This is a genomic window from Mesorhizobium sp. M7A.F.Ca.US.005.03.1.1, assembly GCF_003997975.1.
Classification (GTDB): Bacteria; Pseudomonadota; Alphaproteobacteria; order Rhizobiales; family Rhizobiaceae; genus Mesorhizobium; species Mesorhizobium ciceri.
The window spans coordinates 1-3,227 of sequence record NZ_RZRO01000192.1; the positions used below are offsets into that span (position 1 = coordinate 1).

General features: G+C 66.3%; 1 pseudogene. It reads left to right on the forward strand.

Annotated features, from left to right (window positions below):
* Nucleotides 1-3,227, forward strand: a pseudogene (locus tag EN990_RS34930) (translocation/assembly module TamB); the annotation flags it as partial.

The window sequence follows — 3,227 nt, forward strand, 5'->3', positions numbered from 1 at the left end:
CCCGCCATGACGGCAAGCAAGGCAATGTCGATGCCAAGATCCACTTTGCGCCGGCGGACAACAGGCTCGATCTTGACCTGAAGGCCTCGGAGCCGGCAGGCGGCATCATCGCCAATCTGCTCAAGCTGCCCGATACGCCGCCGGTCGACATAATTGTCTCGGGCACCGGGCCGCTCGCCAATTGGAACGGCATCGGCACGTTCTCGGTCGACGGCAAGATCGTCACCCAGCTGACAGGCCGGCACCAACTGACCGACAAGGGTAATCATGTTGAGGCCAAGGGCGACGGCGATTTCGCTCGCTTCCTGCCTGAGAATCTCAAGCCGCTGTTTGCCGGCAAGACCAGCTTCGATGTCGCCGGCACCGCCACATCGGCCGGTGGCGTCAGTGTCGACCGCGCCAACATCGACAGCGATGCGGTGCACGGCACCGCGACCGGCATTGTCGATCCTGCCGGCGCCAGCGACCTCTCGATCGAACTCGCCGCCAAGGGTCCGCCCGTTGTGATCAGCGTCGGCAGCAAGGCGCAACCGATCACGCTGGCGATCAGCAATGCCACCGCCCGCGCCTTCGGCGACGGCAAGGCGCCGATCATCGACATCGGCGCCTCCTTCGTCTCCATCGTTGCTGGCGGCACGCGGCTGGATGATCTGGCGGCGCAGATCCATTCCGACGGCTTTGACATCCAGAACCGCGCCGGGCCGGTCACCGTCAAGCTGCAGGCAGGTGGCCTCAACACCGACGTGGCGACGCTGGCGCCGCTGATCACCGGCAAGATCGATGTCGATCTGGCCGGGTCGGTCAGCAAGGATGCCATTGCCATCGACCAGGGCACGCTGCGCTCCGACGCGCTCAACGCCTCTCTGACGGCGACGGTGGCGCTTGCCGACCTGTCGATGCAGCTGAAGATGAACGCGGATGCCGTGGCGACGGCCTTTCCGCCGCAGATCGCCTCGGTGCTTGGCGCCCGGGTGAAATTCTCGGCCACCGCGGCCCGCGATCCGCAGGGATCCTTCGCCGCCAACTCGATCGAATTCACGTCCGGCACGCTCAGCGCCGCCGGCACGGCCAGCATGCAGGGCACCGACATCCAGGCCGACATCAAGGGCAAATTGGGCGACGTTTCCGTGCTGTCGCCGACAGTCGGCGTGCCGGTTGCCGGTGGCGTCGATTTCGCGCTGTCGGCAAGCGGCGCGATGACGGCTCCGGATTTCACCGTTACCGCCGATAGCGACAGCCTGACGGCATCGGGCCGCACGGTGAAGAGCATCAAGCTGACGGCGAGCGGCAAGGCCGATATCACCAGTCCCGCCGCCAACGTATCGCTGACCGGCTCCGTCAACGACCAGCCGCTCGATATCAAGGCAGCACTGGTGACAAGCGAGGGCAAGCGTTCGATCAACGGATTCCTGGTCTCGCTGGGCGACAACAAGGTCTCGGGCGATCTCGCGCTGGACGACACGTACATGCCGCTCGGCACGCTGACGCTCGACGCGCCCGCTATCGACCAGTTGGCCGCACTGGCCGGCCAGGCGGTGACGGGCGACATCGACGGCACCATCGGCTTTGCCAAGGAGGGCGACGCGCCCTCCGTCGCGATCGATGCGAAGAGCACTTCGATCGCGCGTGGCGACGTGACGGCCAAGGCCATCACCGTCAATGCGCTGATCGCCAATTATCTCAAGGCGCCGGCGATCGCCGGTTCGATAAAGGCTGACAGCGTCACTTCCGGAACCACCGAAATCAGCGGCATCGGCGTCGACCTGAAGCGCGACGGCGATTGGACCAATTTCACCGGCGGCGCCACCATAGCGGGCATTCCGGCGACCGCTGCCGGCCGGGTGAAGATCGCCGACGGCAAGACGAGCGTCGAGATTGCCTCGGGCGAGGCGACGGTTCGCGGCATCAAGGCGGCAATCGCTCAGGCGTCGACACTGAGCATCGCCAACGGCACGGCCAGCATCGAGAAACTGGCGCTCGATGTCGGCGGCGGTTCGGTGACGCTGTCGGGCACTGCCGGTCAGACGCTCGACCTCGCGGCGCAATTTTCGGCACTGCCCGCGGCGCTCGCCAATGAATTTTCGCCCGGCCTCGACGCTGTCGGCACGCTCAGCGGCACGGTTGGAGTGACCGGGCCGCCGGCCGCTCCCGATGTCCGCTTCAATGCGCAACTGGCCGGTATCGAAACCAGCCAGACCCGGCAGGCCGGGCTCGGGCCGCTCGCCGTCGATGCGGCCGGCAGATACACCTTGGCCGGCGGCGTTGTGCTCGATCAAGCGACACTGACCGGCGACAAGATTTCCGGCAAGGCAGCCGGCACCCTCAATCCGAACGGCGCCAGCGATTTTGCGCTCGATCTCATCTCATCCGGCCCCAGTCTGCCCCTGATTCTCGGCAGCGCCGAGAGCCCGGTCAAGATCGAGATCCGGTCCTTGTCGGCAAAGGTGGCGGGCGAGAGCACGCGGGCCCGCCTGGATGTCTCCGCGATCCTGCCCTCGATCGTCACCAGTCCAGCGAGGGTGGACGGGCTTGCCCTGGCGCTGCACTCGGATGCGTTCGATCTCAAGAACCGTGCAGGGTCGGTTTCCGGCACAGTGTCGGTGGACAAGGTCGGTCTCGACAATCCGGTGATTGCGCCGCTGATCGCCGGCAAGGTCACGGCGGCGCTCAGCGGTCGCCTGACAGCCGATGCGGTTGCCATAGACAGCGGCTCGCTCAGGAGCGATGCGCTGAACAGCCAAGTTGCCGGCCAGGTATCGCTGCGTGACGGTGCCATCGACCTCAATCTGAAGGCGGATACCCCATCGTCGGCCTTGCCGGCGGCGGCGCGCGGCATGCTTGGCGAACGCGCTGAGATCAGCGCCACGCTGAAGCGCGACCCCAACGGCAGTATCAATATAGGCGGATTGAAGCTGACCTCGGGCGCGCTGACCGCAGACGGGCAAGCCAGCCTTGCCGACAACAAGGTAGCCGCCGACATCAAGGGTGCGCTGAGCGACATCTCGCTGCTGTCGAAAGACGCCAAGGGCGCCATCGCTTTTGCGTTGAACGCGCAGGGCCCGGCCGCGGCGCCGGACCTGTCGTTGACCATCGACAGCGACCGCCTTCTCGTGGCGGCGCGAGAGATCACCGGGCTGAAGCTGGCCGCCACCGGCAAGGCCGATGCCGCCAATCCGGCGGCGAATGTGCAGCTGACCGGCAATGTCGCCGGCCAGGCGCTGCAAGGC